The 14551-nt window shown below is 38.1% G+C and carries 12 protein-coding genes; 6 read left to right on the forward strand and 6 right to left on the reverse strand.

All coding sequences use genetic code 11. The annotated features are described in order from the left end of the window. Position 1 precedes the first annotated feature (1 nt). Both KMW37_RS15700 and KMW37_RS15705 read right to left on the reverse strand, forming a co-directional pair. Positions 2-3286: an ATP-binding protein gene (locus tag KMW37_RS15700; RefSeq protein WP_215225593.1), complete on the reverse strand. Its 3285-nt coding sequence runs from the start codon at positions 3284-3286 to the stop codon at positions 2-4. 120 nt (positions 3287-3406) lie between these two features. Continuing rightward, complete coding sequence (locus KMW37_RS15705; RefSeq protein ID WP_246581527.1) at positions 3407-4570, reverse strand: pepsin/retropepsin-like aspartic protease family protein; 1164 nt, start codon at positions 4568-4570, stop codon at positions 3407-3409. Positions 4571-4876: 306 nt separating this feature from the next. On the opposite strand from KMW37_RS15705, the gene KMW37_RS15710 reads away from it, so the two are divergent. Further along, positions 4877-5347, forward strand: a complete 471-nt coding sequence (locus KMW37_RS15710) for a Fur family transcriptional regulator (RefSeq protein WP_186757124.1) — start codon at positions 4877-4879, stop codon at positions 5345-5347. Between the two features lie 419 nt (positions 5348-5766). Here the strand turns inward: KMW37_RS15710 and KMW37_RS15715 are convergent, their stop codons facing one another. Both KMW37_RS15715 and mazG read right to left on the reverse strand, forming a co-directional pair. After that, positions 5767-7545 carry a chloride channel protein gene (locus KMW37_RS15715; protein WP_215225595.1) on the reverse strand — a complete coding sequence of 593 codons (1779 nt, stop codon included), beginning with the start codon at positions 7543-7545 and terminating at the stop codon, positions 5767-5769. A gap of 130 nt (positions 7546-7675) precedes the next feature. Then, on the reverse strand, positions 7676-8476 hold the full coding sequence (mazG, locus tag KMW37_RS15720; RefSeq protein ID WP_215225596.1) for a nucleoside triphosphate pyrophosphohydrolase: 801 nt from the start codon (positions 8474-8476) through the stop codon (positions 7676-7678). A gap of 75 nt (positions 8477-8551) precedes the next feature. Here mazG and KMW37_RS15725 point away from each other — a divergent pair, with 75 nt between their 5' ends. From KMW37_RS15725 to KMW37_RS15735, 3 genes are all read left to right on the forward strand, one after another. Beyond that, positions 8552-8782: a hypothetical protein gene (locus KMW37_RS15725; protein ID WP_186757127.1), complete on the forward strand. Its 231-nt coding sequence runs from the start codon at positions 8552-8554 to the stop codon at positions 8780-8782. Between the two features lie 76 nt (positions 8783-8858). Further along, entirely contained in the window at positions 8859-10250 is a 1392-nt protein-coding gene (gene glmM / locus KMW37_RS15730) for a phosphoglucosamine mutase (protein ID WP_215225597.1), read from the forward strand. Between the two features lie 27 nt (positions 10251-10277). Next, positions 10278-11420: a cysteine desulfurase family protein gene (locus KMW37_RS15735; RefSeq protein WP_215225598.1), complete on the forward strand. Its 1143-nt coding sequence runs from the start codon at positions 10278-10280 to the stop codon at positions 11418-11420. Between the two features lie 96 nt (positions 11421-11516). Here the strand turns inward: KMW37_RS15735 and KMW37_RS15740 are convergent, their stop codons facing one another. Continuing rightward, positions 11517-12470: a pyridoxal-phosphate dependent enzyme gene (locus tag KMW37_RS15740; RefSeq protein WP_215225599.1), complete on the reverse strand. Its 954-nt coding sequence runs from the start codon at positions 12468-12470 to the stop codon at positions 11517-11519. Positions 12471-12528: 58 nt separating this feature from the next. On the opposite strand from KMW37_RS15740, the gene KMW37_RS15745 reads away from it, so the two are divergent. Together KMW37_RS15745 and KMW37_RS15750 are read left to right on the forward strand one after the other, a co-directional pair. Further along, the gene (locus tag KMW37_RS15745) at positions 12529-13209 is read left to right on the forward strand and encodes a peptidoglycan DD-metalloendopeptidase family protein (protein ID WP_215225600.1); all 681 of its coding nucleotides are present in this window, start codon (positions 12529-12531) and stop codon (positions 13207-13209) included. Positions 13210-13439: 230 nt separating this feature from the next. Then, a complete protein-coding gene (locus KMW37_RS15750) occupies positions 13440-14285 on the forward strand; it encodes a mechanosensitive ion channel family protein (protein WP_215225601.1) in 846 nt (281 codons plus the stop codon). Positions 14286-14314: 29 nt separating this feature from the next. Here the strand turns inward: KMW37_RS15750 and KMW37_RS15755 are convergent, their stop codons facing one another. After that, positions 14315-14470 carry a hypothetical protein gene (locus tag KMW37_RS15755; protein WP_215225602.1) on the reverse strand — a complete coding sequence of 52 codons (156 nt, stop codon included), beginning with the start codon at positions 14468-14470 and terminating at the stop codon, positions 14315-14317. Positions 14471-14551 lie beyond the last annotated feature (81 nt).

Genomic DNA, 14551 nt, shown 5'->3' on the forward strand with positions numbered 1-14551 from the left:
TTTAGTTAGCCTCAGTAATACTCGCTTGTTTATCTGCTAGACTTAATTTTTTTAGCATTACTTTGAAGCAGGTACCTTTCCCCAACTCACTTTCTAAAAATATCTCTCCTTCGAGAGACCTTATTTGTTCCCTCACCAAATACAGGCCCAGGCCTTTGCCTTCAATATGAGAATGAAAGCGTTGATATAGTCCGAAAATGCGGTCTTTATATTTTTCTAAATCTATACCAATACCATTGTCCCTAAAAGTTAGTAGGAAGTGGTCGTTCAGCATAGAAGATTCAATCCAAATTTCAGGATGGCGATCAGGATGGCTGTATTTTATGGCATTAGTCATAAAGTTCATCAAGATGTTTTCTATATGACTGTGGATATAATTGACCTTTTCTGTCCTGAAGTTTTTATGAATTTTTACATTGGCTTCCTGTAATTGTTTAAATATGCTCTTTTCTAAATTGTTCATTAGATCATTCAAGTAGATTTCTTCTACCTTCAAAATCTTTTGTTTTCTAAAGGAAACCACTTCTATTAAATCTGTAAGTGTTGAATTCAAAATCGACACAGTCAATTTTAAATTATCAATGACCTCGATATTTTCTGGGCTATCCGGCTTTTCTTCATCATATAAGTCTAAAAGCGAGGTTATGTTTACAATTGGTGCCCTTAAGTTATGGGAAACGATGTAAGCAAATCTTTGCAGTTCATCATTATGGTTGGAAAGGTCTTTTATGAGTTTTTCCCGCTCAATTTCTGATTTTTTTGATTCGGTAATATTTTGTGTAACCAGTAGGATTCTAAAGACCTCATCTCTTTCATTTTTTAATGGAACACCGGTCTTCTTGTAGATTTGATCGTTGAGGCTTACTTCGTATATTACCGTTTGTCCCATCATCACCTTATCCAGTTGGCCTTTTGCAAAAGCTGCTGTTTTATCATCATACTTTTCCAAATGGTAGGAACCGATTAGCGTTTTTGGATCTACTTTTAATTTCTTGTATTCATTTCCTTCTGTGTAAATATACTTCAACTCTCTGTCAAGCACATCCACGGTACCTTTTGGGAAGTTTTCTGCCACGCTTTGGTAGAGCTGCTTTGATTCTATTAGTTTTTGTTCGTTCTTAATTCTTTGCAGATCTGCGCCTATTCTGTCCCCTAAAATGGTGAGTATATTTTTTATGCCTGTTTGATTGTCCAGGGCTTTGGTATCCATGATCAATAGGATTCCTATCTTTTTACCAGTCTTATCGTTAATTCCTGTTGAACAATAAGATTGGATGTTCTTCTCAAGAAGCATTTGATCAAGTGGGAATATCTCGCATACATGATCATCATAGATGGTGATCTTATTTTCACTAGAAAGGGATGTTTCACATGGAGTATGCTCTAAAGAATACCTGATATTAGGAACCAATTTGCCATTTTCTGCCATAGCCAAAGATTGGATTGAATTGGTTTCTGGAAGATATTCTCCAATAATACTAACTGCCATGTCTAGTTTCTTGGTAATAAGCTTGACGGTTTCATTGAAAAATTCCTTATCACTGTATCGGGCAGAAATTTCAGCGACATCATTCATGATCAGCTGGGTATATTCTTTTTGACTTAGGTCTTCGAAGAATGCTTGGTACCCCTGCTCATATTCCATTTTCTCAACAGTTAGCCTAATGTAGAAGTGGCTATTATTGAGGGAAGATAAATAGGGGCCTTCATAATGTCCCTTTCCTGTTTTAAAGGCCTCGAAAAAGGCTTGGTCTATATCGCCATTGGTTGCAAAATCCCGAATGTTTTTGCCAGTGATTAGACTGGGGTCATCAATATTTAACTTTTTTAGTAAGGTTTTATTTACACTTTGAATAGCGCCATTTTTGTCAAAATTCATTATGGCCAATGGGCTATTGTCATAGATGGACTGAAATTGTTCAAGGTGCTTTTTGTTCCTAATTTCCACTTCTCGATGATAGGTGATATCCATCAAGTAGCCAATGCGAATATTGTTTTTTTCGGAGCTATTGAATTTGCTTGATGTGGAGAATATGGATTTGATCTGTCCTTCGAGGCTTATTATTCTGAAGTATTGCTCCGGATTTCCTTGGTTTATAGAGACTTCTTTGTTATGTTCGGTTACTCCATCTACATCTTCCGGGTGAATAAATTCCATAAGGGCCTTTTTTCCGCTCATTAAGTGAGAGGGACTTATTCCCAGTAATTCGTTGGCCACTCCATTAGCAAAAATTATTCTTTGGTTACCATCTGGCTTTTGTTCGAAAAGATAAACCATACAGGGGATTTGTCCTGGAATATGATGGTCGTTTTCTAGAGAAATGTCTCTGTTTAGCTCATTGATATTGGTAATATCTTCAATTATCCTAACCGTGATTCTTTTTGACGTGTTTTGGTCCTGAAATATTCTAGCAGTTTCCTGCACGTAGATAAAGTCTTTTTCTGGGTGTTTTAGTCTATAATACGAAAAAACTGGTGCTGTAAGCTCTTCAAAAGGCTCAAATGTAAGTGATAGTTTTTCCCGATCTTCAGGAAAAATATAGCTTTCCCAGTCTTCTGGACATGAGATATTTACTGATTCACCAGATAACCCAAATATAGAACAGAAATTTCCATAGGCCCTAAACTCATTGTTTTCAACTCGCTGTTCTAAAAAGACAGCTGAAGGCTTTTCCTTTATGGTGAGATCCAGTGATAACGAATCTTTGTCAATGGAAATGAATTCTATATGACTAAGCTTGATTAGGCTATATCTATTACTTCCAGTACCAATTAACTCCTTGGTTATAGTGATCCAAGTATAATCTAGCGGATTACTATTTTCATCCTCTAAAAATTTATTTAGATCCGTTTCTTTTATTTCAGAGGCCAGTAATTGAAGGTGTCTTATAAGCTCTTCTGTGCTATTTATTGTGCCATTAAAATCAGAAGTAGGAATGATGGATCTAGTATCCCTATCATAAATCCAAGCATCTTCACCATTGAAGCTGCTATCTAATGAGATCATGATGTTTAATAATTCTGAATCTCCTTGACCTACGATATTACCTTGTATTTGAACCTTTTCAAAACTGCCATCTCCTATTAGCATATAGGTTTCAATGCGCTTATGGAAGCATATTTGTTGATAAATAAATTCAAGTGCGTTTATTGGTAAGGCCGGAAAGATTTTTTCGATTTCTTCCACAGTTTCCTTTGATTTATCTTGGATAAACCCTTCACTTAGAAAAGCTATTTGGAAATTGTTAGCATTAAACCTAACAGCGGTCAGTAAACATGGTGCCATAGGTGGTCAATTGTGTGGAATTTAAATATGTCATCAAAAAGGTATTTTAAATTTAGTTTATTTCAGTTGAAATTGCAGAAAAAATCTAGGATATTCTTTTACTTTCTGTATATGAGTTATTTAAAGTTGTTTTTTGAGCACAATTGATTTATCCAGCTCAACGAGTGCTCCCCTGATGTTTCTGATGATGGTAAAACGGATTGTTTTTCCTTCCTCTGAGCGCAATAGATCATTTATTTCAGCCAGTTCCCAATATTCTACAGGTAGAAGGTTAATGGAAAGGATTTCATCTCCTGCTTTGATTCCTGCTTTTGAGGAAGGTGTATTTTCACGGATGCTGCTCACATAGTATCTACCATTTTCTGCACTTGTCATCCGAATTTTCATTCCACTCATATCGTAATTAAAAGCAGCGTGAAAGCCTGATCCTTTTTTATAATACATCTGCTCCCGGGGGTAGTCAATGATGATTTGCATACGGGATAATAGCTCTGATCCTAAACTTCCCATTCTCCCCGATTCAATAATAATAGAGGAGAATTCCGTCTCATCTGGGTAAGAAGTAATGACCTTTTTGAAATCTAGTTTCCCAATGGAATATTTTTGTACCCGTCCTGCATGGCCATAGAGGTCTCCTCCTAAGGATCGTCCAAGGTCTGTTTCTATATTGTTGGGAGGCAGGACTATTTCATCAGAAGTTTCCCTATTCAGCAATAGACCATGGTTGGCACCAGTATCAATCAGGAAGTTGCCATTCAAGTCAGGGCCTTCAATTTGTTTAACTGTGCCTTCCACATAAGGTTTGTAATTATCAAATTCCAGGTCAATTTTTCTATACCCAAAGGGTTTTTTGCTCATTCTTTCAGGGCTGTAGAAGGTGAGATAGTTAATTTGATAGTTTATTTTGATGGGGTTGTACTTGAAAAATTCATAACCTAAAATTCCATGGATAGGCACCCCAATCACTTTTTCCAACTCAAGAAAATCTTCTGTAAGAACCAAGATGGCTTGAATTGAACCTTCTACAGGACCTAAGTCTATAGTGTTATTTGGAGAAACCAAGGCAGTGAGCACTGTTTTTCCATCTGCCCCCATAAGATTGAGGGTTCTGGTGTAATAGAGTCCCAGTTCATCCCCTAGGTTTTTGCTGAAAAGTATGTTTGATTTTACACCCGTATCAATGAGGAAATTCATCTCCTTTCCTTCATTAATGGAAACAGGCAAAATGATTAGATTATTGTAGTTATAGAAGGGGATAAGGGTTTTCTTTTTTTTCTCTTTCATGTAAAATCCCGGCACTTGAGCCCAGCTTTCCATTGAGAAAAATAATAAGATGGATATGGGAATTAAAAACTTCCTTAGGATCATACATAACCAATTTAATATTATCTACTTAAAATAAGAAAATATTTAAAAGTCTACACAATGGACAGTAAGGTGAATATTAAATAAGCTTACTCAATCACCAATTTTGCTTTGCTTATGCTAATTTAGATTGAAAGCAAATAAGGGGCGATAGCTTGGAGATGTAATGCTTAGTTTGATAAAATCTAAAAAATCCTGCATCTTTATTTTTTAGTAAATGATGTTATGGCAGAGAAGTCTATCTTAGAAAAAGCAAAGAAAATATTTGAGAACTTTTTGTTGCGACAAGGAAGTAGGAAAACACCTGAACGTTTTTCTGTTATTGATGAATTGTATGCACTACCTCAGGATGAACATATTGATGTTGAGGGTCTTTTTCTATTGATGAGGAACAAGGGTTATTCTATTAGCCGAGCCACCATTTATAATACGCTGGATCTTCTGGTTGAGTGCGGATTGGCTGTTAAACACCAGTTTAAAGATAAAGTAGCTCTTTATGAGCAAGCACTAACTTACAAACATCATGATCATCATGTTTGCAATCAATGTAGGAAGATCAGAGAATTTTCTGATGAGCGTATCAATGCTATCAAAGAAGCAATGGGTAAGGAATTTTCTTCGGCAATAACCAGTCATTCTTTGGTGCTTTATGGGGACTGTCAAATTCCTGATTGCAAAAACCTTAAATTGGTTTAATCTTCCCTATTCCTTTGTAATTTATTTTACTGTTAATAATCGATACTTAGTTGGTGTTTAATACCAGTATTGATTTCATATACAGAAAAATGTATTGGATGTTTTTGCTGCTGTTTTATTCTGAAATATGAAATTTTCTAACTCCAAGGCTTTGCCCAAGACCAATAGTTTGGAAGAAAATATATGGGTTAAAACGGCCATAAACAAGGCCTAATTTTTAACTGGAATTTTATCCACAATTATCAATACTTATCCACACTGATGCTTGGTTGATACTTAAGTGGCTGTAAAACAGTGATTTATATCTTTATTTGAAAAGGCTATTTGTGGATAAATGGCTGGAAATGAAATTATTATAATTTTGGCTCTTGGGATAACGCGTGGATAAGCTGAAGACCGAATATTATTTTTCTGAGTAATTATTCTTGCTGTTGACGAATTAATCTGGTACGATAGGCATTGAAGATTCTTGACTTACTTATAAAACCCAAGTACCTACCATTATCCACCACCGGTAGGTTCCACGCACCAGATTTTTCAAATTTATCCATCACTTCTCGCATTCCTTCTGTAGGTTGAATGCTGTCTGGAGGACTGTGCATGATATGGCGGATTTGAACAGCTTCCTGCTTTTCACGGTCAAACATAATATCCCGGATATCATCTAGTGTAATGATGCCGTTTAGCTGACCTTCTCCATCTACTACAGGGAAGATGTTCCTCTTAGAGAGTTTCACGAGTCCACAAAGATCTTTAAGACAGGCGTCTGGATGTATGGGAAGCAAATCTTTTTCCATGATCCTGCGAATGTCAATTAGGTCAAGAACTTGTTCGTCCTTGGTTTCGGGAATGTGTTTTCCTTGCTCGATTAATTGGCTTCTGTAAAGGGAGTTTTTATTGAAATAACTTGCAGTAGCCATAGATATGGCTGACACCAGCATGAGGGGTACAAACAATTCATAGCCACCTGTGACTTCGGCAATAAGGAATATCGCTGACAAAGGTGCATGTTGCACCCCGCTCATCACCCCACACATAGCGACTAGTGTAAAATGAGCCACGGGAAGTGGGATATAAGAGCCAAAGAAGTTATTCGAATAGGCGAAAAGGAATCCCGTTATCCCTCCTACGTATAGAGAAGGCGCAAATATCCCGCCACTACCGCCACTACCAATAGTCAATGCTGCCGCTATTGGTTTCGAGATGATAATCAATAACAGGTATACCAGGATAAAATAATTGTTATCTATTTCAGAGAAGAAAGGGCTTCTATCAAGTAAGTTTGAAGGATCTCCAGAAATCAATGAATTCAAGGTATTATAGCCTTCTCCATATATCGGAGGAAAGAAAAATATCATCAAGCCCAAAACTCCCCCACCATAGAGAATTTTTAACCAAGGATTCTTAAAGTTCTCCAACATGCTCTCAGTCTTTAAAACTGAGCGATTAAAATAAACTGATACAATACCTGTAATGACACCTAATGCCAAATAATACGGTGTATGCGCGGCAATAAATTCATCAGTAATATTAAAAGAGAAGATCACGTCATTACCAATCAATACCATGGTAGTCAGTGACCCCATCACCGAAGCAATCAGTAGAGGAATAAAGGAACCTACATTAACCTCCAACAAAATAACTTCTATGGCAAATATAACTCCACCGATTGGAGAACCAAAGATCGCTGATATACCACCTGCAGCTCCGCAACCAATAAGTATGTTTCTTTTCTTGGCGTTAAGGTGCATCAGGTTACCAGAGTTAGAGCCAATAGCTGAGCCAGTAACTACAATAGGAGCTTCGAGACCGACAGATCCTCCAAGTCCAACAGTAAGACAGGAAGTAACTACCCGGCTGTACATTTTTACTCTTGGGATCAGGCTGTTTTTCTTTGAGATGTTATATAGAATATCGGGGATTCCATGGCCCCCGTGATCCTTCACGATGTATTTGGCAACAACATAAGTGAGGAATATCCCTATCATGGGATAGAGGATAAAAAAGAAATTAGCATATTCTATTTGTAGTGTTTCGAATAGCCAATGTTGGATAAAGTGAACTGACTCCTTTAGAATTACCGCTGCCAGGCCTGTTAAAATACCAATTACACCACTAAGAATAAGAACAAAATTCTTGGTGCTGATGTGTTTGAGCCTCCAGATTAGAAACCGGGTAATTATATCTGTTTTTGCCAAAACGGAAGATTCTTGTTAATCAATGGTAAAATGCAAACTAAGGGTTATTTGGCTTGTTTTCCGATAATTAGATCAAAAGTAAAAATTAATTGTTTCTCAAAAATCATATCACCCAATAAAATTATACTTTTTATTGATTTTTGGCCTCATTCCAGAATTTATCCATTTCAGTAAGGCTCATATCTTCGAGCTTCTTTCCCGAAGTGCTTGCTGATTTCTCGAGGTATTGGAAGCGGTGTATGAACTTTTTGTTGGTCTTTTCCAGTGCTTCTTCTGGATTGATATCAATAAACCTTGCGTAATTGATCAGTGAAAACAATAAGTCTCCAAATTCTCCTGTAGCCTTTTCCTTATCGATGGTCTTGTTTTCTGTGGCATTGAATTCAGACTTAAATTCCTGCATTTCTTCTTCCACCTTTTCCCAAACCTGGCTTTTTTCTTCCCAGTCAAATCCAACTCCTCTGGCTTTTTCCTGAATGCGCATGGCTTTGATAAGGGCTGGAAGGGATCTGGGGACTCCACCGAGCACACTTTTATTGCCCTTTTCTTTCAGCTTAATTTTTTCCCAATTTTGCTTGACTGCCTCTTCATCTTTCACTTCTGTGTTTCCATATATATGGGGATGTCGTCTGATGAGCTTTTCACATAGACTATCGATCACAGTACTAATATCAAAGGCCTTCTTCTCCGAACCTATTTTGGCATAAAATACAATGTGTAATAGAATATCTCCCAATTCTTTTTTTATCTCTTCCAGGTCATTGTCAAGGATGGCGTCTGATAGTTCAAAGGTTTCTTCGATCGTCAAGTGCCTCAAGCTTTCAATGGTCTGCTTTTGATCCCAAGGGCACTGCTCCCTGAGTTCATCCATAATGGTCAGTAGCCGGTCAAAAGCTTCCAATTGTTGTTGACGGGAGGAGATTTTAGACATGAGAAAAAGGGGAAACTATTCTTATTATGTGGACGTTTTCAAAGTATTACGTAAATTTGAGCAAATTAATTGGATATGACAACTGTATATTTGACTTTAGGGTTTTTGGCCTTGTTCTTCATCTTGATGTCAGTGAGGCTGATATTTTTGAAAAATGGGCAATTTAAAGGAACTTGTGCTTCTCAGAACCCCTATTTGAATAAAGAAGGTGAGACTTGTAGCTATTGTGGCAAGAAAGTGGATGATGAGTCGCAATGCGGTAATCCTGATTCCGAAGTCAATAAAGTCATGGCCAAATTCAAATAATCAACCATTTAACCCTTCCTGTTTCTAGTTGAATTCAGGATTTTTTTCTTTAACCTATCAAATAAACACTTTATCAGTGACTTTAATTAAATCTATTTCCGGTATTCGAGGAACTATCGGAGGAAAAGTCGGGGAAGCATTGACCCCATTGGATGTAGTGAAATTCACTTCTGCTTATGGTGCATGGATTTTAGAAAAAACCAATAACCCAAAAGTAGTAGTAGGAAGAGATGCTAGGATATCAGGAGATATGGTCTCCAAATTGGTGACAGCGACCCTTCAGGGATTGGGAATACATGTAATTGACTTAGGACTAAGTACCACTCCAACGGTGGAATTTGCGGTGCCATTGGAAAAAGCAGGAGGGGGAATCATCCTTACTGCCAGCCATAATCCTGTGCAGTGGAATGCATTGAAGCTGCTTAATGATAAAGGGGAATTTATTTCCGATCAGGATGGCAAGGAAGTGCTGGAAAAGGCAGAAAAGGAGGATTTCAAGTTTGCTGAAGTTAAAAAGCTTGGTGCCTATACTCTAGTGGATGATTATTTGGACAGGCATATTGAACATGTGCTTAGTCTTGACTTGGTGGATAAAGAGGCTATTGCAGCCAGAAAATTTAAAGTTGTTATTGACTGTGTCAATTCAACAGGAGGGCTGGCATTGCCTAAGTTGCTGACAGCTTTAGGCGTGGAGCATATTGAGGAAATGTACTGTGAGCCGAATGGTTATTTCCCTCATAATCCTGAGCCATTGCCAGAAAACTTAAGGGATATTTCTGGAAAATTGCATAATGGCAAGTTTGATCTTGGTATTGTGGTGGATCCTGACGTTGACCGTTTGGCTTTTCTGACAGAAGATGGCACTCCGTTTGGAGAAGAATATACCTTAGTGGCTGTTTCAGATTATGTCTTATCCCAAACTCCAGGAAATACTGTTTCCAATCTGAGTTCAACCAGAGCCTTGAGGGACGTTACTGAAAAGCACCAAGGAGTATATAATGCTGCTGCGGTAGGAGAGGTCAATGTGGTGAATAAAATGAAGGAAACCAATGCGGTTATCGGCGGAGAAGGTAATGGAGGGGTGATTTATCCCGCTTCTCACTATGGGCGTGATGCCTTGGTAGGAATTGGTTTGTTTTTGACTCATTTGGCTAAGTTTGGAAAGACTGCCAGTAGGTTAAGGGCAAGTTATCCGAACTATTATATCTCAAAGAATAAAATTGAACTTACTCCGGAAATTGATGTTGATTCAATACTGGATGAGATCACAAGAAAATATAGTAAGCAGCCCATTAATGAAATTGATGGGGTGAAAATAGAATTTGATAAAGAATGGGTTCATTTGCGTAAATCAAATACAGAACCAATTATCAGGATTTATTCCGAATCAGAAAGTCAGGCTACTGCCGAGCACTTGGCCAATAAATTGATCCTTGATATCAAGGAGGTGATTTCATTGACCAAGTAGTAATACCCAACCCAAGTATAATAGAGAATGAAAGTTTATTTTGATAATGCAGCTACTACTGCACTAGATGAAAAGGTTTTGGAAGCCATGTTGCCCTATATGACGGGGCATTATGGAAATCCATCATCTGTTCATTCACATGGCAGGGAAGTGAGGACGGCAATAGAACGGTCTAGAAAGAAAGTTGCTGAATTGCTTAATGTAAGTCCCGGAGAGATTTTCTTTACCTCAGGAGGGACTGAAGCAGATAACACGGCTTTGGTATGTGCTATTGAAAGTTTCGGCATTAAGGAAGTTTTAACTTCTCCAATTGAACACCATGCTGTGCTTCATACGCTTCAAATGTGTGAAAAGGCTGGGGAAATTAAGCTCAGCTACACGGAGGTAAATGACAAGGGTGAAATCGACATGGGCCATTTGACTGAATGGGTGAAGTCTCATCCGAAGTCCATGGTATCCATTATGCATGCCAATAATGAGGTTGGAAATATCAATGATATTGCTACCATTGGCGAAATCTGCAAAGAGTATGAGGTGTTTTTCCATTCTGATACGGTGCAGACCATGGGGCATTATGTTCATGATCTAAAGAATTTGTCAATTGATGCCATCGTGGCTGGGGGGCATAAATTTCATGGACCAAAAGGCTCAGGTTTTTTATACCTGAACAAGAAAAAAAAGATTCGCCCGTTTATATATGGAGGAGCGCAGGAACGCAATATGCGTGGAGGAACAGAGAATGTTTATGGCATAGTTGGAATTGCTAAAGCCTTGGAGCTGGCCTATGAAGAAATGGCTGACCATCAAAAGCAAATCCAAGAAATAAAAGCCAGATTCATTGAGCGTTTGAAGCAGGATATTCCTGGAGTGGAGTTTAATGGCCTTTCTGGCGATTTGGACAAAAGCCTTTATACGGTGTTGAATGTCAGTCTTCCTCCTTCAGAACAAAACAGCGGTATGTTGTTGTTTAATTTGGATCTTAGTGGCATTTCTGCCTCAGGAGGCTCAGCTTGCAGCAGTGGGGCAACAGTTGGGTCCCATGTATTGAGGGCTTTGAATGCCAGTCCGGAAAGGGATTCCGTGAGATTCTCCTTTAGTCGTTTCAATACAATAGAAGAAGTAGATTATACCGTAGATAAATTAAAAGAACTATATGGTGTAACAGCCTGATAGAGTGAAAAAGTGAAGCAGTTTAAAACCGGCCCAAAGGCCGGTTTTTTTATAATTGGAAATGAATATGCTTTACTAAACTGCAGTGGAACCAAATTAAAAAGGCAGTTTACTGACATCTACATTTCCACCAGAAATGATGATACCGACTTTTTTATCCTTAAAGACCTCTTTATTGGCCAAAACTACTGCTAGAGCCACAGCACTGCTGGGTTCAATGACCAGTTTCATTCTTTCAAAAACCAGTCGCATTGCAGCAATAATTTCTTCATCTGTGACAGTGAAAATATCCTTTACGTATTTTGATATCAAAATAAAATTACGTTCACCCAATGATGTCAAAAGACCATCAGCTATAGTTTTGGGATTTTCCATGGGGATGATATGCTTAGCCTTTAAACTCCTTTGGGCGTCATCTGCACCTTTGGGTTCTGCTCCGTAGACTAAGGTTTTTGGCGACAAGAAATGGGTGGCCAAAGCTGTGCCTGCAAGCAATCCACCGCCACCCACTGGTGTAACAATGGCATCAAAGGGGATTCCTTCATCCCACATTTCCAAGGCGCAGGTAGCCTGACCCTCTATTACGTCCATATAATCATAAGGAGGAATAAATGCAGCCCCAGTTTCTTCAACTACTTTTTCCAATGTCTTTTCCCTGGCCTTTAGGTTAGGTTCGCACTCAATGATTTCTCCTCCATAACTTTTCACTGCAGCCTTTTTGATGGCAGGGGCATTGGATGGCATAACGATAAAAGCTTTGGTCCCCGTTTCACTGGCTGCTCTTGATAGCGCCGCTGCATGGTTGCCGCTACTGTGGGTGGCGACGCCATTATGTCTAAGTTCTGGGGGGAGTTTGAGTATAGCATTGGTAGCTCCGCGGGCCTTGAAAGCTCCTACTTTTTGCAGATTTTCACACTTAAAATATAATTGGCATTCAGCTATTTCATCAATAGCGTCGCAGGTCATTATCGGGGTACGATGAATATAGGCCATGATCCGCTGATAGGCCTGCTTGAGGTCAATGAGTTGTGGAAATCTGAATTGTTGCATCTACTATAAAGTTAACACTTTGAAGCCAAAATTTGTATCTTTCGACAAATTATCCTGCATGCAAAATATAATCAAAATACTAAGTGATAGCACTCATTTTCCCATAATGGGCTTAAAATTGACCGCGGGAAATTCATTAAAATTGGATTTTACAGCAGGAAATAAGGATTTAAAAAATCTGAATTTAAAAGATACTGTTGAATTCAGTAATTATGTTTTTGGGAAATTGAACGCAGAAGGAAAGGATTTTGGATTTGGTGGATATATGGAACCAAGAGCAATTTATCAGCGAAGTGAGGTGTTTGGTAGATCTGAAGAGGAGTTTAGGAATGTTCATTTGGGTATTGATATATGGGCAAAGGAAGGGCAGCCTGTTTATGCTCCCTTAGATGGCCAGATACATAGTTTTCAGGATAATGGTGCTTTTGGTAATTATGGACCCGCAATTATTTTGGAGCACAAGATTCATGGTGAGGCATTTTATACCCTTTATGGTCATTTAAAAAGATCGGATTTGGTGGGGCTGGAAAAGGGGCAGCGGGTTTCTGCCGGTGAGGTTTTTTGTCATATAGGGCCTTATCCTGAAAATGGAGATTGGCCACCACATTTACATTTTCAATTGATTCTGGACCTTGAAGGCAATGAAGGAGATTATCCGGGAGTTTGTGCTCCTAAAGACATGGGAAAATATCAAATTAATTGCCCAAATCCTGAAATTATGCTTTCCTATGGCAATTAGGTGGTCTAAATTAAGCACTGATACTGTTGTATAATGAAAAAATGGATAGTTTTGTTTTAAGATTACTCAAAAGGGATCGTTTCACCGAAATAGTTCAAAATAATCTGCTTTTAATATTAGAGAAGTTTATAATCTTCCATAAATGAATTAAATTAAGGGAGCTTGGGATATATTCAAGCATTGCCCATTTCTTTAAATAATATACATTATAAAATCAACCCTTTTTACTTATGGACATTAATGCCGAAACTTTACAGACACTTTATGATGAAGGGATAAAGCTTTTATCTAGCATTGTACCTAGCATAATATATGCTATTTTAATCTTCATTGTTGGTAAGATCATCATCAACAAAATTATTAAATCTATTAAGTTGGTAATTGCTAAGAGAGAGCCCGATCCTTCACTTACCAATTTCTTAATGAGTTTGACCAGCGCAATGTTATATGTGCTGTTATTTCTGACCATTGCCTATGTATTGGGCATTCCAGTAACCTCATTTGTAGCCATTTTGGGTGCTGCAGGTTTGGCAATTGGTCTGGCGCTTCAAGGTTCACTGGCCAATTTTGCTGGTGGTGTTCTGATTTTATTATTTAAACCGTTCAAGGTGGAGGATGTAATTGAAGCGAAAGGCCATTTGGGTGTAGTAGAGTCTATTGATATTCTTTACACCAAGATGAAGACTTTCGATAATAAAGATATTATCATTCCAAATGGTGCATTAGCTAATTCTGACCTTATTAATATGTCCAATAAGCCAACCAGAAGATCTGAAATTAAGGTGGGCGTAGCTTATGGTACAGATTTAAAGAAGACCAGAAAGATCATGTTGGATGTTTTTGCTAAAGATGAGAGAATCCATAGGGATCCAGAACCGGTTGTGTTTTTCACCAATTTTGGGGATAGCTCATTGGACTTGGTAGCAAGAATCTGGTCAGATGCTGCGGATCTTTGGCCTGTGTACTTTGATAATATGGAAAGAATCAAAGAGGCTTTTGAGGAAAATGATATTGAGATTCCATTTCCACAGCGAGATGTTAATCATTATTATCCTGATGGCAAGAAAGACGCGTAATAAACCCATTCCATTCAAAGGGCAGCTGATCAGTTGCCCTTTTTTTTAGACTTTTTATTTGAGGCGCAGCCTATGTTTTTGGTTAAGTCTACATCTTCTGGAATTCCTCCAAAGCCCTCATTAAAATCCCATTCCTCGGAAGGAGTCTTATCCGGTTTATTTTTCTTTTTATTCTTGGGTTTCATATTCTTTTCTACGTGTTAAGTAATATTAAGGCTGTAATGTGTGTGATTTTATGCCTGGGTTTTTAATTGATTAGGTGTTAC

It is taken from the genome of Echinicola shivajiensis, from assembly GCF_018642165.1.
GTDB lineage: Bacteria > Bacteroidota > Bacteroidia > Cytophagales > Cyclobacteriaceae > Echinicola > Echinicola shivajiensis.